We start from the raw sequence: 21,481 nt of genomic DNA, 5'->3' as shown, positions 1-21,481 counted from the left end.
GAACCGATTTTTCCGTTCGTCCGCGCCAAAGCGTGGGCGAACCCAAGAGGACCGACCATGAAGCAGGACCTGCCCGAAGACTTCGCGATCAACGCACACGACGCCCCCGACGACCCGCGCGCCGCGCTCGACACGCTGCTCGCCGCGCAGCGCGAAGCCTTCCTGCGCGACCCGTTCCCGTCGTGGGACGCACGCGCGCGCCATCTCAGGGCGCTGCGCGACGTGCTGTTCTCGAACCGCGACGCGCTCGCCGAGGCGATGAACGCCGACTTCGGCCAGCGTTCGAAGGCGGAGGTCGCGCTCGCGGAATTCGTCGTCCTCAAGCAGGAGATCGACGCGGCGCTCAGGCACGGCGCGCGCTGGATGAAGCCGCGCCGCAGACCGGTCGGTAAATGGCTGCTGCCCGGACGCGCGAAGCTGGTGCCGCAGCCGCTTGGCGTGGCGGGGATCGTGGTGCCGTGGAACTATCCGCTGCAGCTGGCCGCGAGCCCGCTCGTGTGCGCGCTCGCGGCGGGCAACCGCGCCATGATCAAGATGTCGGAGCTGACGCCGCGCACGTCCGCGCTGTTCGCGGAGCTGATCGGCAAGACCTTCGCGCGCGACCACGTGGCGGTCGTAAACGGCGACGCGTCGGTGGGCGCCGCCTTCAGCGCGCTGCCGTTCGACCATTTGCTATTCACCGGCTCGACGCGCGTGGGGCACGAGGTCATGCGCGCGGCTGCCGCGAACCTCACGCCGGTCACGCTCGAACTGGGCGGCAAGTCGCCCGTGATCATCGGTGAAGACGCGCGCCTGAACTACGCCGTGGACAGCCTGCTGCTCGGCAAGACGCTGAACGCGGGGCAAACCTGCATCGCGCCCGACTACGTGCTGCTGCCGCGCGGCCAGGAGGCGGCGTTCATCGCTCGCGCGCGCACGCGCTTCGCGCAGCTCTATCCGGACTTCGCGAACAACCGCGACTACACGTCGATCATCTCGGCGCGCCACTTCGAGCGCCTGCAACGCCTCGCCGACGAAGCTCAGGCGTGCGGCGCGCAACTGCACGCGCTCGGCACGCACGACGCGGCCACGCGGCGCTTCGCGCCCGTCATCGTGACGAACGCCGGCGCGCAGACGGCGCTCATGCAGGAGGAAATCTTCGGGCCGCTCTTGCCGCTCGTGCCCTACGACACGCTCGACGAAGCGTTGCGCTACGTGAATGCGCGCCCTCGCCCGCTCTCGCTCTATCTCTATGCCGACGACCCGCGCACGGTCGAGCGCGTGACGCACGAAACGGTGGCGGGCGGGATGTCGGTGAACGAGACGCTCATGCATATCGCCGCCGAGGGGCTGCCGTTCGGCGGCGTCGGCCCGAGCGGCATGGGCGCGTATCACGGCTACGAGGGCTTCGTCACGTTCTCGAAGATGAAGCCGGTCTTCACCCAGGCGCGGCTGAATGCGCGCGGGCTCATCGCGCCGCCCTACGGCAAGCGCGTCGCCTGGCTGATCAAGTTGATGTTGAGGGGTTGAAGGGCAGCGCGGGGCGGGTGCCGGCGATCCGGCGGATGTCGCTGATATCGCGTGGGGCGCCGCCGGCGGTCGCTCCGGCGGCTTGCGTTTGCGCGGCGGCTTTGACCTTCGCGTCGTTATCCGCTTCGAGGCGGTGCAGCCACGCCAGCAGTTCGGCCACCGCCTGATAGAGCTGCGGCGGGATCTTGGCGTCGAGGTCCACGCGCATGAGCAGCGAGACCATCTCCGGCGCTTCGTGCACGTAGAGGCCCGCTTCCTTCGCGCGTTGCACGATCATCTCCGCGACGAGGCCGTAGCCCTTCGCGACCACGCGTGGCGCGCCGTCGCCGTCGGGGGCGTCGTAGGCGAGCGCGGCGGCGCTCTTGCGGTGCGTGCGGCTCATCACAACTCCCAGTCGTGGTGGAGGCGGTGGCTCCGCTGATCGGTCGCGTCGGCGCCCGGTCGCGCGGCGGACGCCTCCGCCGCGGCGCCAGCCTGCGCGGTCTGCGTGGTGGATGCGGCGGAAGTGGTTTGTGCGGCGTAGGCGCTCGCAGCGCTCGCGGCCCTGGCCGCCTCGGCGGGACTTGCCGCCGCGCCGCTGCCGATCTCGCGGATCGAGAGCCCCGCGAGCGTGAGCCCGAGCGCTTCGAGCCGCCCGCGCAGCGATTCGCTTTCTGCGGTCAGGCGCGCGGCGCCGCCCGCATTCGCCTGCACGCGCACGGCGAGCGTCGAGCCTGTGAGCGTCAGTTCCGCGTCGACCGTGCCGAGCTTCGGCAGCGCAAGCGTGAGCCGCGTGCGCCATGGGATGTCGTCGGCATCCACACCGCCTGCACCCGAGTGCGGGTCGCGGGCATCGTAGTCGTCTTGCTGGATGCTCCAGTCCACCCGCACGCCCGGCCAGGCCTCGCCGTTCCAGCGAAACTCACCAGTGGCGAGCAGATCGAGCTGCTGGCGCACGAGCGGAATCACGGCCGGATGGACCGTCGGCCCGGCGCCCTGCGCGGCGGCCTCATGCATCGCGGGCAACAGGGTGTCGGCGAGCGTCGCGCGCGCCTGGGCCTGGTTCGCGGCCGCGTCGCCGTGCAGATCGGCCAGCCCGGGAAAGGCCCGTGCCAGTGCGGCATTGAGCGCGTTTGCCGCGTTCTGGGCATTGCCCGTTTCGCCGCGCACGGCGCCCGGCGCGTCGGCGAACGTCTCGGTCCATTGCACGTCGTCGATCTCGTCGTCGGCCGGGCTCCAGTCGAGCGGCAGTTGCGAGTGCGCGCCGAGCAGACGGTTTTGCGGCTCGTCGGCAAGGTCGGCGGGCGAGAGCTGGCCGCGCAACCATTGCGCGAGGTGGGCTTCGTAGAAGAGTCCGCTCGAGCTGACCGTCTGCGCGAGCGACGCCGCGAGCGCGGCGACCGGGCCGGCCTGTGCGGCGGCGGCGGTTTGCGCGGTTTGAGCGGTTTGGGTGGTTTGTCCGGCCTGCGGGTTTTGCGAGGACGCCGTCTGCGCGGAAGCATCGGTCCCGGCGTCGGCCGCCGCGGCCAGCGCCTCGCCGGCCAGACCCTGGGCCGCGAGCGCCACGTCCGCGAGCAGCGCCGCTTGTGCCGCCTGCGCCTGCTCGCCGGCGAGACCCGGCAGCGGCAACGTGGCCGCGCCGCCGGGCGCCGCGTCGGCAGCGGGGCTGGCCCAGAGCGGCGCGCGGCCCACTACGGCGGGCGTCGCTTCGCCGCCCGAGCGGATGATGGCGTCGAGCGCCAGCGCAACCGCCGAAAGGACGGTCTCGGTCGAGTCCTGCGTACTGCTGGTGTTGGTCGCGGTGTCGGCGAGTGCGGCAGTGCCCGTTGCGAGCGCGGAGACGCCCGTCTGCGCCGCGCCGGAGGCGCTCTGCGGCCCGACCGGCGTGAGCGCCGCAATGCGGCTCGCGAGGAGCGCGGCGGCTCCGGTGTCGATTCCGTTCATGGTGTTCCGGATCTGCGCACGGCGCTGACCTGCCGGTTCATGGGGCGTTGCGCGCCGTTGCCTCGCGAGGCGCCACGCGCCGCGCTAGCGGGCGCCGTAGATTTCCTGCAAGACCCGCGCGGGCTGCACGGTGCCGTAAAAGAGCGCCGAAAGCCGTGCCATGCAAGGGCTTGCGAGATCGCGAATGGCGGCGTCGTCGGCGAGGATCTGGCGGATCAGCTCGTACTTGCGAGCCCGTTCGGTAACCGTGAGCCGCACCGCGGCTTCGGCGTCCTTCAAGGCATCGACGAGGATCCGGTACTCCTCCTGCAAGCCGATCAGATCGTTCCAGTGCGCATCGCGCGCCGCATGGAGCATCTGCTCCGACACGGCCGCTATCGCTTCGTAGCGGGCGAAGTAGTCTGCTTTTGAACTCATCTCATCAATGAGCCGGACGCTGACGCGGATGCCTGTTCGGCCATCCTCGCCACTTCCGGCGCTATCCCCAACCAGGCTTCTTCGAGCGTAGCCAGCAGTCGATCGACCTCGACCAGCATGGTCTCGCTCTGTTTAATATTGGCTTCCAGCAGGCGCTTCGTCATATAGCTGTACAGCGCATTCAGGCGTTGAGCGATCTCGCCGCCCGCCTCGACGTTCAACGCGAGCTGAAGTCCGCTCTCGATAATCCGGATCGCCTTGGCGATCGCCTCGCAACGCGGCCCGACGTTGCCGGCCTGCAAATGCATACGTGCCTGCGCAATGGCCTGGCGCGCTCCCTGGTACAGGAGAACGATCAGCTTGTGCGGGCTCGCACCCATGACCCCCGTTTCGACGCCCACGCGTGCATAGGCGTTAGCTCCAGACTGGGCAGGGGAAAACATCGGCGCTTCTCCTTGATACGTTTGGCTTGAATGCGGTCGTCCGACGCGCTGTGCAAGCACGAGCGACGGACTCTTCTAGCCGGGTTATCGGAACGTAGGGGGAGAAGCTTTAGCGCGTTGCGCGGGCAAAGGCTTCGGGCACCGTCACACCTGAATCTGCATGATGTCGGTGTAGGCGGCCACGAGCTTGTTGCGCACCTGCAAGCCGAACTGGAAGCCGATGTTGGCTTTCTGCATGTCGACCATCACGTCGTTGAGCGACACGTTGTTCGCGCCCAGTTCGAACGCCTGCGACTCGCCAACAGCCTTCTGCTGGGCGTCGCTGATCTGGTCGAGCGACGACTTGAGCGCCGCCGCGAACCCGCCGGCCGTGGCCGCGCCCGATTTTTCGTCGGCTGCGGTGGGGCCGCCGGCCGCCTGGGTCGCCATCGACTGCATTTGCGCCAAGGCGGACGTGAGCGGGGATACTGGCACGGTCATGTTTGCTCCACGAAAAGAGGACGGCAGGGTATTCCGGGGACGAGCCCCAATGCCGGAGTTTCAGCGATTGCGCCGCAATCTTCAGCGATTGCACAGCGATCCTGCGGGCCCGGCCGAGACGGCGCGCCGACAGATGCCGAATCTGGAGGAGAGCATAGCAGCGGGTCCGTTTCGGCAGCCCCGAAACTAGGGGGAAAACCCGGCTCTATTCGCGCAATCGGCTTGCCAGTGGCCCCGGATAATGCGTCTCGTGAAAGTCTCCGCCATGCAAGGCGAGACCTGGAAGCCTCCGGAGATACCCGTCGCATGGATTCGACTGCCAATTCTTTGATCAACCCCGACGCCCGCATGGGCCTCGCCACCTCTGGCGCGGGCGCCGCGCCCGGCGCTGGCGCGGGCGCAGGCCTGGGCGGCGCGGATGACCTCGGCGGCGGCTTCGCGCAACGCCTCGGCTCGCTCTCGTCGCTGCGCAACGTGCGCGGCAACCCGCGCGCGCCGCTCATTTTTGCCGTGGCGGTGCTCGTGGCCGTGGTCGCGGGTCTCGTGCTGTGGTCGCGCGCGCCCGACTACAAGGTGCTGTACAGCAACCTGTCGGACCGCGACGGCGGCGCCATCATTACTGCGCTCCAGGCCGCAAACGTTCCCTACAAGTTCTCGGACGCCGGCGGCGCCATCCTCGTGCCCGCCGAGCAGGTCAACGAAATGCGCCTGCGCCTCGCCTCCCAGGGCCTGCCGAAGAACGGTTCGGTCGGCTTCGAGCTGATGGACAACCAGAAGTTCGGCATCAGCCAGTTCGCCGAGCAGGTGAACTACCAGCGCGCGCTCGAAGGCGAGCTCGAACAAACGATTCAGTCGATCGCGAGCGTGAAGTCGGCGCGCGTGCATCTGGCCATTCCGAAGCCCTCGGTGTTCGTGCGCGAGCGCGAAGCGCCCTCCGCCTCGGTGCTCGTGAACCTGTATCCGGGCCGCATCCTCGACGACGGCCAGGTCGCCGCGATCACGCACATGGTGGCTTCGGCCGTGCCGGACCTGCCGGTGCGCAACGTGACGGTGGTCGACCAGGACGGCAACCTGCTCACGCAGAGCGCCACGGGCGTAGGCCTCGATGCCTCGCAGCTCAAGTACGTGCGCCAGGTCGAGCACGACACCCAGGCGCGCATCGATGCGATCCTCGCGCCCCTGTTCGGCGCCGGCAACGCACGCTCGCAGGTGAGCGCCGACCTCGACTTCTCGAAGCTCGAGCAGACCTCCGAGGCCTACGGTCCGAACGCCAATCCGCAGGCCGCCGCCATCCGCAGCCAGCAGCAGAACATTTCGACGGAAATGCAGCAAAGCGGCGCGGGCGGCGTGCCCGGCGCGCTCACGAACCAGCCGCCGCAGCCGGCTTCGGCGCCCATCAGCGCGCCGGCGGGTGCCAACGGCGCGTCGGCTCCGGTGCCGGTCTCCGATCATCGCGACACCACCACGAACTACGAGCTCGACAAGACCGTGCGCCACTATCAACAAGCGCCGGGCGACGTGAAGCGCCTGTCGGTCGCCGTGATCGTGAACTATCAGCCGAAGATGGACGCCAAGGGCCACGCCACCATGCAGCCGCTCGACGCGCAGAAGCTCGCGCAGGTCGAGCAGCTCGTGAAGGACGCCATGGGCTACGACGCCAAGCGCGGCGACTCGGTGAACGTGGTGAACGCCGCGTTCCAGACCGAAGTGGACCCGAACGCGAACCTGCCGTGGTGGCGTCAACCGGACATCCTCGCCCTTGCGAAGCAGATTGCGACGTGGCTCGGCATTGGCGCGGTGGCTCTCTTCCTCTATTTCGTGATGGTGAAGCCGGCGCTGCGCCGCGCGTTCCCGCCGCCCGAGCCGGTTGCGCCCGCGCTGCCCGGCATGGGCGACGGCGAGCCGCTGATGCTCGACGGTCTCCCCGAAGCGGTGCGCATCGGCGGCACCGGCGCGGAAGGCGAAGACAGCGCGGAAAGCGAAGCCGCCCTGCTCGCCTTCGAAAACGAGAAGAACAAGTTCGAACGCAACCTGGAATACGCGCGCAACATCGCGCGCCAGGATCCGAAGATCGTCGCAACCGTCGTGAAAAGCTGGGTGAACGATGAACGCTGAAGGCGCAACCAAGAGCGCGCTGCTGCTCATGTCGATCGGCGAGCAAGAGGCCTCCGAGGTCTTCAAGTTCCTCGGTCCGCGCGAAGTGCAGAAAATCGGCGCCGCCATGGCGGCGCTCAGGAACGTCAAGCGCGAAGAGATCGAAGTCGTGCTGCAGGAATTCGTCAAGGAAGCCGAGCAGCACACCGCCTTCTCGCTCGACTCGAACGACTACATCCGCAACGTGCTCAACAAGGCGCTGGGCGAGGACAAGGCCGGCGCGATCATCGACCGCATTCTGCAAGGCGGCGACACGAGCGGCATCGAAGGCCTCAAGTGGATGGACTCGGGGTCGGTGGCCGAACTCATCAAGAACGAGCACCCGCAGATCATCGCGACGATCCTCGTGCACCTCGACCGCGACCAGGCATCGGAAATCGCTTCGTGCTTCACCGAGCGCCTGCGCAACGACGTGCTGCTGCGTATCGCGACGCTCGACGGCATCCAGCCGCAGGCGCTGCGCGAACTCGACGACGTGCTCACGAACCTCCTCTCGGGCAGCGACAACCTCAAGCGCAGCCCGATGGGCGGCATCCGCACGGCGGCCGAAATCCTCAACTTCATGACGAGCCAGCACGAAGAAGGGGTGATCGAGAACGTCCGCCAGTACGACGCGGAACTCGCACAGAAGATCATCGATCAGATGTTCGTGTTCGAGAACCTGCTCGACCTCGAGGACCGCGCGATCCAGCTGCTGCTCAAGGAAGTCGAGTCGGAGTCGCTCATCATTTCGCTCAAGGGTGCGCCGCCCGCGCTGCGCACCAAGTTCCTCTCGAACATGTCGCAGCGTGCGGCCGAACTGCTCGCCGAAGACCTCGACGCGCGCGGTCCGGTGCGCGTGTCGGAAGTCGAGGCACAGCAGCGCCGCATCCTGCAGATCGTGCGCAACCTCGCCGAGAGCGGCCAGATCGTTCTAGGCGGCAAGGCAGAAGACGCTTATGTCTGACACGAGCTCCGCGAACAGCCATCGCTCGGCGTACCAGCGCTGGGAGATGGCCTCGTTCGACCCGCCGCCTCCCCCGCCGCCGCCGCCCACGCCCGACGAAACCGCGGCGTTCGAGGCCCAGCTCCATGCGCTGCGCGACGCGGCCCACCAGGAAGGGTTGCGCTCCGGCCACGTGGCGGGCCAGGCGCTCGGTTATCAGGCCGGGCACGAACAGGGCCGCCAGCAGGGCTTCGAGCAGGGCCAGGCCGAGGCGCGCGCACAAGCTGCACAGCTCGCGGCGCTCGCCAGCCGTTTTAGCGACGCGCTCGAAACGGCGCAGGCCGGCGTGGCCGAGACGCTCGTGGAACTCGCGCTCGACATCGCGCAGCAGGTCGTGCGCCAGCACGTCCAGCACGACCCGACGGCGCTCGTCGCGGTCGCGCGCGAAGTGCTCGTGGCCGAGCCGCAGCTCGCCGGTTCCCCGCAGCTCGTGGTGAGCCCCGCCGATCTGCCGATCGTCGAGGCTTATCTGCTGGACGACCTTCAGACGCGCGGCTGGAGCGTGCGCACCGACCCGACCATCGAGCGCGGCGGCTGCCGCGCGCAGGCCGCGACGGGCGAAACCGACGCCAGCATCCGCACGCGCTGGGAGCGCGTCACGGCCGCGCTCGGCAAGGCACGGCCATGGTGAACCACCCGCAACCGCCGAGCCATCAGACCATCCACACGGGCGGTCTCACGCCGCTCGAGCAGGAACTCGCGCTCGCCTCGTTCGGCCCGCTCGCGAGCGACCCGGCACAGCTTGGCGCGTTGCTCGTGGGCGACCTCGACATTCCGGGCATTCCGGCCAAACGCGAGGCACGCGAGCAAGGCGCCATCGATGCGATCGACGCCGCGCTCGCCGCGGACGCCGCCGATGCGCCGCCAGGCATGACGGATCACGGCGCGCCGGTCGTGGCGGCCGAAACCCCGAGCGCACCCTACGTACCGCCGGCGAACTACGACCCGGCCAACCCGTTCCTGACCTCGTGGAACGCGCAACTGCGCGGCGTGCGCGAGCGCAATGCGCTCGCCCTGCCGCTGCGCGGCTGCGGGCGCCTCACGCGCGCGGCGGGCCTCGTGCTCGAAGCCGTGGGGTTGCGCCTCTCCGTGGGCGCCGAGGTGATGATCGAGCTGCCGCCGGGCAGCTCGCTGCCGATGGCCGAAGCGGAAGTGGTCGGCTTCGGCGGCGACAAGCTCTTTCTGATGCCGACGACCGAAGTCGCGGGCCTGTTGCCCGGCGCGCGCGTCTGGCCGCTGGAAACCGCGCCGATCGCCGACCCGAAGGCCGGTGCGAAACGCCTGCCGGTGGGCTGGGGCATGCTCGGCCGCGTGGTCGATGCCTCGGGCCGCCCGCTCGACGGCCTGGGCCCCTTGAACACCGAGGCCGACGCGCCGCTCACCTCGCCCGTCATCAATCCGCTGAACCGCGAGCCGATCCACAAGGTGCTCGACGTGGGCGTGCGCGCGATCAACTCGCTGCTAACGGTCGGGCGCGGCCAGCGCATGGGCCTCTTCGCGGGCTCGGGCGTCGGTAAATCGGTGCTGCTCGGCACGATGGCGCGCGCAACCAGCGCGGAAGTCATCGTGATCGGCCTGATTGGCGAGCGGGGCCGCGAAGTGAAGGAATTCATCGAGCAGATCCTGGGCGAGGATGGCCTTGCGCGCTCGGTCGTCGTGGCCGCGCCGGCCGACGTTTCGCCGCTCCTGCGCTTGCAGGCCGCCGCGTACACGACGTCGCTGGCCGAATATTTTCGCGACCAGGGCAAGCACGTGCTGCTGCTCATGGACTCGCTCACGCGTTACGCGATGGCCCAGCGCGAGATCGCGCTCGCCATCGGCGAGCCGCCCGCGACCAAGGGCTATCCGCCTTCGGTGTTCGCCAAGCTGCCGGCGCTCGTCGAGCGCACCGGCAACGGCCCCGAGGGCGGCGGCTCGATCACGGCGTTCTACACCGTGCTCACCGAAGGCGACGATCAGCAGGACCCGATCGCCGACTCGGCGCGCGCGATTCTCGACGGCCATATCGTGCTTTCCCGCGCGCTCGCCGAAGCGGGGCATTATCCCGCCATCGACATCGAGGCCTCGATCAGCCGCGCGATGACCGCGCTGATCGACGACCAGCATCTGAACCAGACGCGCGCGCTCAAACAGATGCTTTCGCGCTACCAGCGCAACCGCGACCTCATCAACGTGGGTGCGTACGTGAGCGGGCGCGACGCCGTGCTCGACCGCGCGATCGCGCTGTATCCGCGCATCGAGGCCTTTCTTCAGCAGGGTTTTCGCGAAACCGCGAACTATGATCAGAGCGTCGAGATGCTCGGCCAGCTGATTGGAGCCAGGACATGACGAAACAAACCGCGCTGCAAACCTTGATCGGCCTCGCGCAAGACGACGTCGACGCCGCCACGCAGAAGCTCGGGCGCGTGCAGCGCGAGCGCGTCGAGGTCGAAAAGCAGCTCCAGGCGCTCATCACCTACCGTGACGAGTACCACACGCGTTTCACCGAATCGGCGCGCAGCGGTATGGCTGCAGGCAACGTGCGCAACTTCCAGGCGTTCATCGACACGCTCGACGCGGCGATCGAACAGCAGCGGCGCCTGCTCGAGCAGGCCACCGCGCGCGTGGAGGCCGCCAAGCCCGAGTGGCAGCGCAGCAAGCAGAAGCTCGGCTCGTACGAGGTGCTGCAAACCCGCCATGACGATGTGCAGGCCCGCAAGGACGCCCGCCGCGAACAGCGCGACGCCGACGAGCACGCCGCCCGCGTGCTGCGCATGCGAACGTCGCAACATCCGTAACACGTTTTCGAGGCCGCCAGTATGTCGCTCCTCTCTTCCCTTTCTTCACTGTTCGGCGCCGCCACGGACGCCGTGACGGGCAATTCCACCTCGAACGCCGTGTCGAACACGGCAGCGAACGCCATCAGCCAGGCCGATGCCGCCAGCCAGGGTTTCGCGCAGACGCTGCAGCAGCAGATGAACGCGCAAAGCGCGCAGGCGAACCAGAACGCCCAGGCGGCGCAAAGCGCGCAGTCGAATGCGTCGGCGCAGTCCAATTCGAACACGTCGAGCAGCAGCGCCTCGCAAAGCAGCACCAACAGCAACAGCGGTGCATCGCAGACGTCCAGCTCGAGCTCGAGCCAGGCCTCGCAGGGCACCTCGAGCGCCGATCGCCGCGCCGCCGCCGCGCGCGCCCAGCAAAAGCAGGCCACTGACGCAGGCGCGCAGGCCGCCGCGGCTCAAGCCCAGCAGGCGCAGCAAACGCAGCAAGCGCAGCAAGCGCAGCAGGGCCAGCAGACCCAGGACAACACGAGCACCGACGCGAACGCCGACGGCAGCCAGGCGAGCAGCGACAGCACGCTCGCCGGCGTCGCCTCCGCGGCGGCAGCAGCGGCCGCCACGGCAGCCACAGCAGTTGCCGGCGCGGCAGGCGACGGCACGGCCACGGGCAGCGCCGCGAGCAGCGCCTCGACGTCGGTGCACGACGCCCTGCAAGCCGCGCTCGCGCAGCTGCGCGGCGGCGCGGCTACGCTCGCCACGCATGCGGTGAGCACGGCCGGATCGGCTGCGAATGGCGCAACCACGGCCAGCACGGGCTCGGGTTCGAACATCGTCAGCAGCTTCGCCTCGCATTTGAGCGCGACCGCCCAGAGCAAGGCGTTCAGCACGGCCGCAAGCAGCGGCGCGAGCGCCGACGCGGCCAAGGGCGCCACGACGGCCGCGACCGACGCCGCGAAGGCCGCCACCGACGCGCTCACGGCAGCGGCACAGCAGCAGGCAGGCGCCGCCACGCAGACCGACGCCACGGCGAGCACCGCGACGACCGACGCGCTCGCCGCGACCCAGGCCGCAGCGGTCGCCGCCGCGACGGCCGCGCAGGCTCAGGCCGCCCAGGCGGCCAGCGCAAGCGCGAATCCGGCGGCGGCGGCCGCCTCCGCGTCGATCGCGCCGCAGGTCGGCACGAACGACTGGGAAGACGCGCTCAGCCAGAAGGTCGTGTTCCTCTCGAACGCACACCAGCAGTCGGCGGAACTCACGCTCAATCCGAAGGATCTCGGACCGCTCCAGGTCGTGCTGCAGGTCTCGGACACCCACGCGCACGCCCTCTTCGTCTCGCAGCACCAGCAGGTGCGCGAGGCCGTCGAGGCGGCCCTGCCGAAGCTGCGCGAGGCCATGGAGCAAAACGGCATCGGCCTTGGCAGCGCGAGCGTGAGCGACGGCTTCTCGCGCCAGATGAACCAGCAGGCGCAGCAGGACGGCAGCGGTTCGGGCCGCTCCGGCCGTTCCGGTTCCGGCTCGGGCAGCACGCTCGCCGCAACGGATGCCGTGGACGATACGAGCAGCGCCGCGAGCGTCACGCAGCGCTCCGTCGGCCTGATCGACACCTTCGCCTGACACCTTCCTGACATCCTGCCTTACGCAGCCGCGCCCAGCGGCTGCGCGCCCTGACCTCTCGTCCTTGCGCGCCCGGCTTGCCGCGGCGCGCAACAAAACCACGAGATAGCCGGAATTCCCCCGTCTATTCCTCCCATCGCTGAAAGGCAAAAGCCGGAACAATGCAGCATGCCCGGACTGACCACCAGGTCGGTGCCCCGGACCCTTGCAAGCATCCAGGCTGACTTTCGACATGGCGACCACCACCGCATCCCAGCAAGCCGCGCCCCAGGGCGCGAAACCCGGACCGATGAAGCGCATTATCGTCATCGCGCTCATTGCGATCCTCGCCGCCGCCGCGGCGGGCGGCGCGACGTGGTTCTTCATGTCGCGCCACACGGCGAGCGCACCGGTCACGCCGACCGCCGCGCCGCCGGCAATGCCCGTGTACTACGCGCTCGAGCCGATGACCGTCAATCTGCAGGCCGACGACGGCGAGTCGCACTACCTGCGCATCGGCCTCACGCTCAAGCTCGACAACCAGGCCACCCAGGACGCGCTCGTCGCGCGCATGCCCGAGATCCGCAGCCGCCTGTTGCTCGCGCTCTCGAACAAGCATCCGTCCGACCTCGCACCGCTCGACGGCAAGCGTGCGCTCGCCACGGAACTCGCCGTGCTGATCTCGCAGCCTGCCGGCGCGAACGAGAAGCCGATGCACGTCGACGACGTGCTGTTCACCGAATTCGTCGTCCAGTGAGCGTGACTGACATGATTCCCGCGATGGAGGGCCAGTCATCATGACGATGGGTCACGACGAGTTCATGTCCCAGGAGGAGGTCGATGCCCTCCTCAAAGGCGTCACCGGCGAAGTCGATTCCGATTCGAGCGGCTCGGAGAAGCAGGGCGTACGGCCCTACAACATCGCGACGCAGGAACGTATCGTTCGCGGCCGGATGCCCGGCCTCGAAATCATCAACGAGCGCTTTGCGCGCCTGTTGCGCGTCGGCATCTTCAATTTCATGCGCCGCACTGCCGAAATCTCGGTCGGTCCGGTGCGCGTGCAGAAGTACAGCGAGTTCACCCGCAACCTGCCGATCCCGACGAACCTGAACCTCGTGCACGTGAAGCCGCTGCGCGGCACGTCGCTGTTCGTGTTCGACCCGAACCTCGTGTTCTTCGTCGTGGACAACCTGTTCGGCGGCGACGGCCGTTTTCACACGCGAGTGGAAGGCCGCGACTTCACGCAGACCGAACAGCGCATCATCGGCAAGCTGCTCAATCTCGTGTTCGACCACTACACGACCGCGTGGAAAAGCGTGCGGCCGCTTCAGTTCGAATACGTGCGTTCTGAAATGCATACGCAGTTCGCAAACGTTGCCACGCCCAACGAGATCGTGATCGTCACGCAGTTCTCGATCGAATTCGGGCCGACGGGCGGCACGCTGCACATCTGCATGCCCTACTCGATGATCGAGCCGATCCGCGACGTGCTCGCCTCGCCGCTGCAAGGCGAAGTGCTCGACGTGGATCGCCGCTGGGTGCGCGTGCTCTCGAAGCAGGTGCAGGCCGCCGAAGTCGAGCTCACGGCCGACCTCGCGCAGGTGCCCGTGACGTTCGAGCAGATCCTGAACATGAAGAAGGGCGACGTGCTGCCCATGAACATCGCAGAGCACATCACCGCCAAGGTGGACGGCGTGCCCGTGATGGAGTGCGGCTACGGAATTTTCAATGGTCAATACGCGTTGCGGGTCCAGAAGATGATCAGCGCAGCCGACACGATGAAGGAAGGTGGATATGAGTGACATCAACGGCACGAGCGCAGACGAGCCGGTGCTCGACCCGGGTTTCGAGGCTGCGGCGCCGGAAGCGGGCAGCGACTCGATGGACGACTGGGCGAGCGCGCTTGCCGAGCAGAACAGCAACGAAGCGCCCGCCGCGCAACCGGCGGCCGTGTTCCAGCCGCTTTCGAAGGTCGATTCGACCAGGACGGCCAACGACATCGACATGATTCTGGACATTCCCGTCCAGATGACCGTGGAGCTGGGCCGCACCAAGATCGCCATCCGCAACCTGCTGCAACTCGCGCAGGGCTCGGTCGTGGAACTCGACGGCATGGCCGGCGAGCCGATGGACGTGCTCGTGAACGGCTGCCTCATCGCCCAGGGCGAAGTGGTGGTCGTGAACGACAAGTTCGGCATTCGTCTCACCGACATCATCACGCCGTCCGAGCGGATCCGGAAGCTGAACCGATGAAACCCCAGGCTGTTCCCGGCGCCAACGCGCGACGCACGCAGAAGTCCCGCGGCGCGCGCGTGCTGCGATTCTCGTGGCGCCTCGCTGTACACCTCTCGCTCGCCGGCGCCGCCGTCTTCGCGGTCATGAGCGCGCGAGCCGCCGACCTTCAGGCGCTCAACGAAGCCACGCGCGCGGCATCGACTGCTTCGGGCGCCTCCGCCGTGATCGCCGGCAGCGCGGTCCCCGCGCTCGGGTTCGGCGCGGTGGTGCAGACGGTGCTGGGTCTGGCGCTCGTGATTGCCGTGGTATTCGGCTGCGCCTGGCTCGCGCGGCGTCTCGGCCTCCAGGGCGGCCCGAAGAACGCGCTCGTGAAGACCGTGGGCGGCGCATCGCTCGGCGGCAAGGAGCGCGTGGCCGTCGTCGAGATCGGCGACACCTGGCTCGTGCTGGGCGCCGCGCCCGGCAACGTGCGCCTGCTCCACACGCTGCCCGCGGGCGAGCTTCCCGCAGGCGTCGCCGCGGCTGCCCCCAACGCCCCCGCCCTCTCGGGCACCTTCGCACAGCGCTTTCGTGACGCGCTGAAAAGCGAGGCGAACAAACGCATCAACGCGCGTTTCATGCGTCACGACGGCGGAGCGCAGTAAATGCACGGCAGTTCCCTTCATGCGCCGGGCGCAGGCGGCGATGTCCGCGCGCGCGCGGCTACCCTCGCGAAGATCGCCAGAACGGCGCTTCCGTTCGCGCTGATGCTCGGCGCGGGCGCCTTCGCCCTCGCGCTGCCGCACCTGGCGCACGCGCAGAGCGCGGGCGGCCCGCAAGGCCTCCCCGCCTTCAACACGAGCCCCGGCCCCAACGGCGGAACGACGTACTCGCTGAGCGTGCAGACGATGCTGCTGCTCACGATGCTGTCGTTCCTGCCGGCGATGGTGCTGATGATGACGAGCTTCACGCGCATCATCATCGTGCTCTCGCTGCTGCGCCAGGCGCTCGGCACGACGACCACGCCGCCCAACCAGGTGCTCGTGGGCCTGGCGCTCTTTCTCACGCTGTTCGTGATGTCGCCGGTGCTCGACAAGGCCTACAACGACGGCTACAAGCCGTTCTCGGCCGGCACGATTTCGATGGACGACGCCGTGACGCGGGGTGTCGCGCCCTTCAAGACCTTCATGCTGCGCCAGACCCGCGAGTCCGATCTTGCGCTCTTCGCGCGCATCTCGCACGCGGCGCCCATGCAGGGACCCGAGGACGTGCCGCTCACGCTGCTCGTGCCCTCGTTCGTCACGAGCGAGCTGAAGACGGGCTTCCAGATCGGCTTCACGATCTTCATCCCGTTTCTCATCATCGACCTGGTGGTGGCGAGCGTGCTGATGTCGATGGGTATGATGATGGTGTCGCCCGCGACGATTTCGCTGCCGTTCAAACTGATGCTGTTCGTGCTGGTGGACGGCTGGCAACTGCTGATCGGCTCGCTCGCGCAGAGCTTTACCTGAGGACACAGACATGACGCCCGAAATGGTCATGACGCTCTCTCACGAGGCGATGTATGTGGCGCTCCTGCTTGCTGCGCCGCTCCTGCTCGTCGCGCTCGTGGTGGGCCTGGTGGTGAGCCTTTTCCAGGCGGCCACGCAGATCAACGAATCCACGCTCGCATTCATCCCGAAGCTGGTCGCCATCGCGGTCACGCTCGTGATCGCCGGCCCGTGGATGCTCACGACGATGCTCGACTACATGCACCGCATCTTCACGAGCATTCCGCAGCTCGCGGGCTAAGCGCAGCCCCGGCCGCCCCTCTGCGCTTTCGGCGCTCGTCTTCCGGCACACGATGTTTACGGTCACCTACGCGCAGCTCAACGCCTGGCTCACGGCCTTCCTCTGGCCGTTCACGCGCATTCTGGCGCTCGTGGCGGTCGCGCCGTTGGTGGGCAACCGCTCCGTGCCGACGCGCGTGAAGATCGGCCTCGCGGGCTTCATCACGCTGATCGTCGCGCCTACGCTCGGCGCGATGCCGCAAGTCACGGTGTTTTCCGCCGAGGGCGTGTGGATCCTCGTCAACCAGTTCCTGATCGGCGTGGCGCTCGGCTTCACGATGCAGCTCGTGTTCGCGGTCGTCACCGCGGCGGGCGACATGATGAGCCTCGGCATGGGTCTGGGCTTCGCGAGCTTCTTCGACCCGCAGGCCAACACCAGTTCGCCCGCGCTCTCCTCCTGGCTGAACATGATGGCGATGCTGGCCTTCCTCGTGTTCGACGGCCATCTGCAGATGATCGCGGCGCTCGTCGCCACGTTCCAGACGCTGCCCGTCACGGCGAGCGTGCTCGGCGCCTCGGGCTGGCAGCTGATTGCCAGCTATGGCGCGACGATCCTCACCTCGGGCCTGCTGCTTTCGTTGCCGGTGGTGGTCGCGCTTCTCATCACCAATCTGTCGCTCGGCATTCTGAACCGCGCGGCCCCGCAAATCGGTATCTTCCAGATCGGCTTCGCGCTCACGATGCTAGTGGGCCTGCTGCTCATTCAGCTGATGATGCCGAACCTGATTCCCTACTTCGCGCGACTGTTCGACAGCGGTATCGACCAGATGGGCCGCGTGGCCGGCGCGCTGCGGCCGCACGGTTGAAACGCGCTTCGCACGACGCGCGCGCAGCGCAATAAAAAAGCGGATCGGAGTCCGCTTTTTTTTCGACCGCTCAATGCCTCACGATCAAGGATTGATGTACTGGAACAGCGAGAGATTTTGCGTTGCCGCGAAGCTCTTTTGCGAAGCCGTGAGCGCGTTCGACAGCTGCTCGAACTGGCTGATCGCTGCCACCGTGTCGGTGCTCATGAGGTCGGAGAGGTTCGACGTGACCTGCAGCGAGTTGGTCGACGTGACCGTTTGCAGCGCCTTCACTTCCTGCTCGCGGCCGCCCACGGAAGCCTGCACCGTGATCACGTTCGACAGCGAGTTGCCGATCTGCGTGAGGCCCGTGTTCAGCGCGTTGTTGAGGTTCGCGACCGCGGCGGTGGAGCCGCTCGTGGGCGTGTTCAGCGCAGCGATGATGCTGTCGATGCTCGCGAACACGTCCGTGTTCTGCGACGCCGTGGCCGGCGTGACCGAGAACGAGTCGCCCGCACTGGGCGTACCCGACATCGTCACGCTCATGCCCGAGCCGAGCGAGATTGGATTGCCTTCGGTGTAATTGGCCGGCGTCGTGGTCGTCGCCGGGCTGACGCTGTTGTCGGTCACCGTGTAGGTGAGCGCGCCCGTGGTCGCGTCGGTGGCGAACGCGATCGAGTAGTGGTCGTTGTTGGTCGCCTGGGTCGGGTCCGTCACCGTCACGCCGCTGATCACGCCCGTGCCCTTGTTCGACGAACTGCCCGAGGCCACGTTGGCCGAACCCACGGCCTGCACGCTCTGGAACACCGTCGTGCCCGTGTCGCCGACCGCGATGTTGCGCGTGCCGGCCACCTGCATCACGCGCTGGCCCGCGTCGCCGTTGTAAGTCACGCCGCCGCCCGACTTGTTCGAAAACACCTGCGAGGTGCTCTGGAAGCCCGAGAAGATGTAGTTGCCCGCGCCGTCCGTGGTATTGGCGAGCGTGAGCAGCTGGTTGCGGTCGCCTTGCATCTGCTGGGCGATCGCCTGGCGCGCCTGGTCCGTGAGCGAGCCGTTCTGCGCTTCGATGATGAGCGAGTGAATGCTCTGCATCGTGCTCGTCACGCTCGAGAGCGTCGTGTCCTCGAGCTGCAGCGCAGTGAGCGCCGTGGTCTGGTTCGACGTGTACTGCGTGAGCGTCGCGCTCGTGGCGGAAAGCGTCACGGCCTGCGCGGCGCCGAGCGGATTGTCGCCCGGGTTCGAAATCGCCACGCCGGTCGAGATCTGCTGCTGGACCTGAAGGAGCTGAGACTGCTGGTTCTCCATCGTCGACAGACTGGAGGAAAAAATCTGGGAAGTCGCGATACGCATGGGTCAGCGCCTCACTGGAAAATGCCGAGCAGGGTCTGGAACAGCGATGCCGCCGTCTGGATCACCTTGCTGTTGGCCTGATAGAGCTGTTGATACTGCAGCAGGTTCGCGGCTTCCTCGTCGAGGTTCACGCCCTGCACCGACTGCTGCTGCGAGGTGAGCTGCGTCACGAGCGACTGCTGCGACGTGTTCGACGCCTTGAGCTGGCTTGCCGTGTCGCCGATCGAGTTCACGTAGTTCGCATACGCCGTGGTGAGCGTGGTCGATCCCGTGTACGCCGTGCTCGACGTGAGGTTCGCGATCGCGAGCGCGTTGCGGCCGTCCTGCGTGCCGCTCTTGTTGCCCGCCACCGTGAACGTGTCGTTGTTCGAGGGCGTGCCCGTCATCGTGAAGCTTGCGTTCGTGACGGTGCCCGTGGAATCCATGATGGCGATCGTCGCGCCCGTGGTGGCGTCGTAGCTCACCGGCGTCGTGTTGCTCGTGATCGTGTACGTCGTCGGCGTGCTCGAGCCGGCCACGGTGACCTGCACCTTCGAACCGACGGGGAAACCGCTCAGCGTGCCGGTCGTGGTGCTCGTCGAGGCGTATGAGAGCGTGACAGGCAGCGCGCTGGTCGAGTAACCTGCGCCGACCGTGCCCTGCGAAACCGTGGCCGTGCCTGCGTTCTTCGTGGACGCCGACACGACGACCGGCGTGGCCGCCGCGATCGCCGCGGGGTCGCTGGTCGCGACCGAGAAGCTCGCGAGTGCGCCGGCCGTCGGCTGGATCATGAACGAGTCGCCCGCGCTCACCGTGCCCGAAGGCGTAATCGAAAAGCCGCCGATCTTGATCGGCGCGGTGCCGTTCGGCTGGGTCGCGACCAGCGAGTTCGTCGTCGTGTCGGTGAGGTTCCAGTTCGTGCCGTCGTAGCTCAGCTTGTAGTTGTCGGTGAGCGGCTGCGTGCTGTTCGTCAGCGTCGCGCTGACCGTGGTCTGCGTGTCGGGATTCGTCGAGCTGGCCGTGACGAGCGGGTTGCCCACCGTGAACAGATTGCCGCCCGCACCGCCCGAGAGCGTGAGACCGAGTGCGTTCTGCGAGTTCACCTGCGCGGCGAAACTCGTCACGATCGCGCCCAGTTGCGACTCCGCCGGATCGAGCGTGGACGAGACGAACGAAACGAGGCCGCCCACGGTGCCGCCCTGCAGTGCGGCCGACGACAGCACCTGCGGCGCGCCTTGCGATGCGGCGCTCGCGCCGTTCAGGCCCTGCCAGGTCACGGCCAGTTCCTGCGGGTTGGTGCTCGAAGGCTGCGTGCCGAGGTTGTAGCTCTGGCTGCTGACCACGAGCGGCTGGCCGTTGCCGAGGAACACGCTGTAGCCGGTGCTGCCCTGCACGACCTGGACGCCCACGAGCTGCGAGAGGTTCGCGACCGCTTGATCGCGTTGATCGAGCAGCTGGTTCGGCTGTTGGCCGCTCGAGCTCGCGGACGTGATCTGCGCGTTGAGGTTCGCGATCTGCTGCGTGTAGGTGTTGATTTGCGAGACCGCGCTCGTGAGCTGCGTGTTCACGCTCTGGCGCATCGCGTCGTACTGCTGGCTCGCGGCGTTGATCTGGGTGGCGAGCGTCTGCGCGTCGGAGAGCACGGTTTGCCGCGCTGCGGTATCCGAAGGCGAATTCGAGACGTTCTGCAGGCCCGTGAAGAAGTTCGTGATCGCGGTGGCGATGCCCGAGGTCGGGCTGCCCACGAGATTCGAGAGCTGCGTGGCGAGGTTGTACGAAGCCGTGTACGAGCTGCTGGCCGTCTGCGCATTGTTGACGGCCGTCGTGAGGTACTGGCTGTACGCGCGCTGCACGGTCGCGGTGGTGACGCCGCTACCGAGATAGCCGTTCGACGTGTACTGGCCTGCCGATTCCTGGTACACCGGCTTCTCGACGGTGTAGCCCGCGGTCGTCGAGTTGCTGATGTTCTCGCCGGTGGTCGAGATACCAATCTGCGCCGCCTGCAGGCCGCTCAGACCGATCGAGAAAATGTTGGACATGCGTAATCCTCGAAAGCGGCCTGCCCCCCTGGCAAACCGCGTGGTGTACTCACGGTATAACGGCAACGCACTGCAAAAATTGAGCGCCCGATGGGGACGAAAACGTTAGCGAGTGGGCGCGTGCGCGGCTGCCGCGCGGCGGGCGCGCCGGCGCAGCATGCGCTGCGCCGTCCGGGGTGTGGCGGATCGTGCGGGCGAGGCGCGTGCCGCTCAGGCACGCGCGAGCGCGCGGCGCTTCATCTCGAGCTGCGTGATATAGCGCTGCAGCGTGTTCTCGGAGGCGCCGGGCAGCGCGTCGAAGCGAAAGCCCATGTGATAGCGGCGGTCGCCGTTGGGCAGATCGATGAAGCGCAGCACGACGAGCGCGAGATCCACGCGCAGCTTGCCGTGCGCGCGCAGGTCGAGTTCGACGTCGGGCAGCACGAGCCCCATGGCGAGGTCCGCGACGCGCTCCTCGGTCGTACGCAGTCCGAGGCCGCCGAGCGAGAGGTCATGCACCTCGTACGCAAAGCGCGGGCCGCCGCTCGGCAGCTCGCCGCGGCAGATGCACGGCTCGAGCACGGGCGTGTCGACGCGGAAGTACTCGCGCCGCTGCACGTAGAACAGCACTTCGGGGAAATCGGCTTCGAACGCGGGGTGCCCTTCGAACTCGGTGCGCCGCGGCGTAGCCGTCTTGAACTCCACGCGTACGCCGTCGGGCGAGGCGTGGAACAGGCACTCGGGCGCCGCGAGCACGCCCGTGTTCTGCTCGGGCATCGCGCCCCAGTCGAACACGAAAGTGCGCTCGCGTCCGTTGACGGCCAGAATGCGCGTGACGAGCTGTCCGCCGCGATACTGGAGGGTCAGGAAGTCGCCGCGATTGACGAGATTGCGTAGCTGGACGCCGATCTCGAGCGGATTGCGGCGCCCAAAATCGTGGGAGCCGTCGGCACCCTCGGCGCCCTCGCCTGCTTCCTGTGGATTCGACTGAACGGTATTCATCGGCCTGCCGGAAATTCGTGAACGTGCCGGCGCGAGAGCGG

At 67.8% G+C, this 21,481-nt stretch carries 22 protein-coding genes; 14 read left to right on the top strand and 8 right to left on the bottom strand.

What is annotated here, in order from left to right:
• Positions 1-57: 57 nt before the first annotated feature.
• On the top strand, positions 58-1,509 hold the full coding sequence (locus tag AB3X98_RS27650; protein WP_368606139.1) for a coniferyl aldehyde dehydrogenase: 1,452 nt from the start codon (positions 58-60) through the stop codon (positions 1,507-1,509).
• Here the strand turns inward: AB3X98_RS27650 and AB3X98_RS27645 are convergent.
• From AB3X98_RS27645 to fliE, 5 genes are all read right to left on the bottom strand, one after another.
• On the bottom strand, positions 1,487-1,891 hold the full coding sequence (locus tag AB3X98_RS27645; protein ID WP_368606140.1) for an EscU/YscU/HrcU family type III secretion system export apparatus switch protein: 405 nt from the start codon (positions 1,889-1,891) through the stop codon (positions 1,487-1,489). The two genes, AB3X98_RS27650 and AB3X98_RS27645, sit on opposite strands and share 23 nt — an antisense overlap.
• Positions 1,891-3,432, bottom strand: a complete 1,542-nt coding sequence (locus tag AB3X98_RS27640) for a flagellar hook-length control protein FliK (protein WP_368606141.1) — start codon at positions 3,430-3,432, stop codon at positions 1,891-1,893. Before AB3X98_RS27640 ends, AB3X98_RS27645 begins: the two co-directional genes overlap by 1 nt.
• Before the next feature lie 84 nt (positions 3,433-3,516).
• Entirely contained in the window at positions 3,517-3,849 is a 333-nt protein-coding gene (locus AB3X98_RS27635; protein ID WP_069264304.1) for a flagellar protein FliT, read from the bottom strand.
• A complete protein-coding gene (gene fliS / locus AB3X98_RS27630) occupies positions 3,846-4,292 on the bottom strand; it encodes a flagellar export chaperone FliS (protein ID WP_069264306.1) in 447 nt (148 codons plus the stop codon). The genes AB3X98_RS27635 and fliS overlap by 4 nt, the downstream gene beginning before the upstream one ends.
• Positions 4,293-4,436: 144 nt before the next feature.
• Positions 4,437-4,772, bottom strand: coding sequence for a flagellar hook-basal body complex protein FliE (gene fliE, locus AB3X98_RS27625; RefSeq protein ID WP_069264308.1), 336 nt, complete (start codon positions 4,770-4,772; stop codon positions 4,437-4,439).
• 306 nt (positions 4,773-5,078) lie between these two features.
• Between fliE and fliF the strand changes: the two genes are divergently transcribed.
• The 13 genes from fliF to fliR all read left to right on the top strand — a co-directional run bounded on the left by fliF (position 5,079) and on the right by fliR (position 17,112).
• On the top strand, positions 5,079-6,887 hold the full coding sequence (gene fliF / locus AB3X98_RS27620; RefSeq protein WP_069264310.1) for a flagellar basal-body MS-ring/collar protein FliF: 1,809 nt from the start codon (positions 5,079-5,081) through the stop codon (positions 6,885-6,887).
• Positions 6,877-7,872, top strand: a complete 996-nt coding sequence (gene fliG, locus AB3X98_RS27615; RefSeq protein ID WP_069264314.1) for a flagellar motor switch protein FliG — start codon at positions 6,877-6,879, stop codon at positions 7,870-7,872. Before fliF ends, fliG begins: the two co-directional genes overlap by 11 nt.
• Positions 7,865-8,542 (top strand): flagellar assembly protein FliH, encoded by a 678-nt coding sequence (gene fliH / locus AB3X98_RS27610; RefSeq protein ID WP_069264316.1) that lies wholly within the window; start codon positions 7,865-7,867, stop codon positions 8,540-8,542. The genes fliG and fliH overlap by 8 nt, the downstream gene beginning before the upstream one ends.
• Positions 8,536-10,239 carry a flagellar protein export ATPase FliI gene (fliI, locus tag AB3X98_RS27605; protein WP_069264317.1) on the top strand — a complete coding sequence of 568 codons (1,704 nt, stop codon included), beginning with the start codon at positions 8,536-8,538 and terminating at the stop codon, positions 10,237-10,239. The genes fliH and fliI overlap by 7 nt, the downstream gene beginning before the upstream one ends.
• Positions 10,236-10,688 (top strand): flagellar export protein FliJ, encoded by a 453-nt coding sequence (gene fliJ, locus AB3X98_RS27600; protein WP_069264319.1) that lies wholly within the window; start codon positions 10,236-10,238, stop codon positions 10,686-10,688. Before fliI ends, fliJ begins: the two co-directional genes overlap by 4 nt.
• 21 nt (positions 10,689-10,709) lie before the next feature.
• A complete protein-coding gene (locus AB3X98_RS27595) occupies positions 10,710-12,284 on the top strand; it encodes a flagellar hook-length control protein FliK (RefSeq protein ID WP_368610345.1) in 1,575 nt (524 codons plus the stop codon).
• A 232-nt stretch (positions 12,285-12,516) separates the two neighbouring features.
• Positions 12,517-13,020 carry a flagellar basal body-associated protein FliL gene (gene fliL, locus AB3X98_RS27590; RefSeq protein WP_069264327.1) on the top strand — a complete coding sequence of 168 codons (504 nt, stop codon included), beginning with the start codon at positions 12,517-12,519 and terminating at the stop codon, positions 13,018-13,020.
• A 46-nt stretch (positions 13,021-13,066) separates the two neighbouring features.
• Complete coding sequence (fliM, locus tag AB3X98_RS27585; protein WP_069264713.1) at positions 13,067-14,065, top strand: flagellar motor switch protein FliM; 999 nt, start codon at positions 13,067-13,069, stop codon at positions 14,063-14,065.
• Positions 14,058-14,516, top strand: coding sequence for a flagellar motor switch protein FliN (gene fliN / locus AB3X98_RS27580; RefSeq protein ID WP_069264329.1), 459 nt, complete (start codon positions 14,058-14,060; stop codon positions 14,514-14,516). The genes fliM and fliN overlap by 8 nt, the downstream gene beginning before the upstream one ends.
• 125 nt (positions 14,517-14,641) lie before the next feature.
• The gene (fliO, locus tag AB3X98_RS27575; protein WP_368610347.1) at positions 14,642-15,142 is read left to right on the top strand and encodes a flagellar biosynthetic protein FliO; all 501 of its coding nucleotides are present in this window, start codon (positions 14,642-14,644) and stop codon (positions 15,140-15,142) included.
• A 102-nt stretch (positions 15,143-15,244) separates the two neighbouring features.
• The gene (gene fliP, locus AB3X98_RS27570; protein ID WP_324155045.1) at positions 15,245-15,988 is read left to right on the top strand and encodes a flagellar type III secretion system pore protein FliP; all 744 of its coding nucleotides are present in this window, start codon (positions 15,245-15,247) and stop codon (positions 15,986-15,988) included.
• A gap of 10 nt (positions 15,989-15,998) precedes the next feature.
• Positions 15,999-16,268: a flagellar biosynthesis protein FliQ gene (fliQ, locus tag AB3X98_RS27565; RefSeq protein WP_069264333.1), complete on the top strand. Its 270-nt coding sequence runs from the start codon at positions 15,999-16,001 to the stop codon at positions 16,266-16,268.
• A gap of 52 nt (positions 16,269-16,320) precedes the next feature.
• Positions 16,321-17,112, top strand: a complete 792-nt coding sequence (fliR, locus tag AB3X98_RS27560; protein WP_069264337.1) for a flagellar biosynthetic protein FliR — start codon at positions 16,321-16,323, stop codon at positions 17,110-17,112.
• Between the two features lie 84 nt (positions 17,113-17,196).
• On the opposite strand, the gene flgL is transcribed toward fliR, so the two are convergent.
• From flgL to AB3X98_RS27545, 3 genes are all read right to left on the bottom strand, one after another.
• On the bottom strand, positions 17,197-18,441 hold the full coding sequence (flgL, locus tag AB3X98_RS27555) for a flagellar hook-associated protein FlgL (RefSeq protein ID WP_342949214.1): 1,245 nt from the start codon (positions 18,439-18,441) through the stop codon (positions 17,197-17,199).
• An 11-nt stretch (positions 18,442-18,452) separates the two neighbouring features.
• Positions 18,453-20,459, bottom strand: a complete 2,007-nt coding sequence (gene flgK, locus AB3X98_RS27550) for a flagellar hook-associated protein FlgK (protein WP_368607131.1) — start codon at positions 20,457-20,459, stop codon at positions 18,453-18,455.
• A 210-nt stretch (positions 20,460-20,669) separates the two neighbouring features.
• Positions 20,670-21,440, bottom strand: coding sequence for a flagellar brake protein (locus AB3X98_RS27545; RefSeq protein WP_028203371.1), 771 nt, complete (start codon positions 21,438-21,440; stop codon positions 20,670-20,672).
• Positions 21,441-21,481 lie beyond the last annotated feature (41 nt).

The sequence above is a fragment of the Paraburkholderia sp. BR14312 genome (genome assembly GCF_040948675.1).
Taxonomy (GTDB): Bacteria; Pseudomonadota; Gammaproteobacteria; order Burkholderiales; family Burkholderiaceae; genus Paraburkholderia; species Paraburkholderia nodosa_A.
The sequence above is the reverse complement of the archived record's forward strand: the minus strand, read 5'-3'. Positions and strand labels throughout refer to the sequence as shown.

Coding starts and splice junctions, on each gene's coding strand:
- fliI (WP_069264317.1), top strand. CDS start 8,536: ATGGTGAACCACCCGCAACCGCCGAGCCATCAGACCATCCACACGGGC.
- fliS (WP_069264306.1), bottom strand. CDS start 4,292: ATGTTTTCCCCTGCCCAGTCTGGAGCTAACGCCTATGCACGCGTGGGC.
- AB3X98_RS27645 (WP_368606140.1), bottom strand. CDS start 1,891: ATGAGCCGCACGCACCGCAAGAGCGCCGCCGCGCTCGCCTACGACGCC.
- flgK (WP_368607131.1), bottom strand. CDS start 20,459: ATGTCCAACATTTTCTCGATCGGTCTGAGCGGCCTGCAGGCGGCGCAG.
- fliQ (WP_069264333.1), top strand. CDS start 15,999: ATGACGCCCGAAATGGTCATGACGCTCTCTCACGAGGCGATGTATGTG.
- fliE (WP_069264308.1), bottom strand. CDS start 4,772: ATGACCGTGCCAGTATCCCCGCTCACGTCCGCCTTGGCGCAAATGCAG.
- AB3X98_RS27635 (WP_069264304.1), bottom strand. CDS start 3,849: ATGAGTTCAAAAGCAGACTACTTCGCCCGCTACGAAGCGATAGCGGCC.
- AB3X98_RS27640 (WP_368606141.1), bottom strand. CDS start 3,432: ATGAACGGAATCGACACCGGAGCCGCCGCGCTCCTCGCGAGCCGCATT.
- fliR (WP_069264337.1), top strand. CDS start 16,321: ATGTTTACGGTCACCTACGCGCAGCTCAACGCCTGGCTCACGGCCTTC.
- flgL (WP_342949214.1), bottom strand. CDS start 18,441: ATGCGTATCGCGACTTCCCAGATTTTTTCCTCCAGTCTGTCGACGATG.
- AB3X98_RS27595 (WP_368610345.1), top strand. CDS start 10,710: ATGTCGCTCCTCTCTTCCCTTTCTTCACTGTTCGGCGCCGCCACGGAC.
- fliM (WP_069264713.1), top strand. CDS start 13,067: ATGGGTCACGACGAGTTCATGTCCCAGGAGGAGGTCGATGCCCTCCTC.
- fliH (WP_069264316.1), top strand. CDS start 7,865: ATGTCTGACACGAGCTCCGCGAACAGCCATCGCTCGGCGTACCAGCGC.
- fliP (WP_324155045.1), top strand. CDS start 15,245: ATGCTCGGCGCGGGCGCCTTCGCCCTCGCGCTGCCGCACCTGGCGCAC.
- fliO (WP_368610347.1), top strand. CDS start 14,642: ATGAGCGCGCGAGCCGCCGACCTTCAGGCGCTCAACGAAGCCACGCGC.
- AB3X98_RS27545 (WP_028203371.1), bottom strand. CDS start 21,440: ATGAATACCGTTCAGTCGAATCCACAGGAAGCAGGCGAGGGCGCCGAG.
- fliG (WP_069264314.1), top strand. CDS start 6,877: ATGAACGCTGAAGGCGCAACCAAGAGCGCGCTGCTGCTCATGTCGATC.
- fliN (WP_069264329.1), top strand. CDS start 14,058: ATGAGTGACATCAACGGCACGAGCGCAGACGAGCCGGTGCTCGACCCG.
- fliL (WP_069264327.1), top strand. CDS start 12,517: ATGGCGACCACCACCGCATCCCAGCAAGCCGCGCCCCAGGGCGCGAAA.
- AB3X98_RS27650 (WP_368606139.1), top strand. CDS start 58: ATGAAGCAGGACCTGCCCGAAGACTTCGCGATCAACGCACACGACGCC.
- fliJ (WP_069264319.1), top strand. CDS start 10,236: ATGACGAAACAAACCGCGCTGCAAACCTTGATCGGCCTCGCGCAAGAC.
- fliF (WP_069264310.1), top strand. CDS start 5,079: ATGGATTCGACTGCCAATTCTTTGATCAACCCCGACGCCCGCATGGGC.